This is a genomic window from Virgibacillus sp. 7505 (assembly GCF_002272135.1).
Lineage (GTDB): Bacteria > Bacillota > Bacilli > Bacillales > Amphibacillaceae > Terribacillus.
Genome location: NZ_NPBF01000193.1, coordinates 1 through 268, shown reverse-complemented (window position 1 = coordinate 268; position 268 = coordinate 1). Strand labels below are relative to the sequence as shown.

Genomic DNA, 268 nt, shown 5'->3' with positions numbered 1-268 from the left:
CCGTGCTTCCTCCCATTTGTTTGCGCTATTAACGAACGAGGATAGGTCTGATGAGAAGGAAGCAGGGATTGCTGACTTTTTAGAGTGGCTCCGGACCAATTCGATGAAGTGGGCAGAAGCAGGGCAAATCGTTGCTAGCAATCAGATATTTGAAAATTCCTCTTATAGCCAATATACACAATCCTTCTTTACGCAAAATCAAAAACAAGTTGATTCGCTCTATATTTATACGTACGAGTATTACCCATACGTGGCCGAAGCGTTGGAT

General features: G+C 42.9%; 1 pseudogene. It reads left to right on the top strand.

Features of this window, described 5'->3' with window-relative positions:
- Positions 1-268 (top strand): annotated as a pseudogene (locus CHH91_RS20950) (extracellular solute-binding protein); the annotation flags it as partial.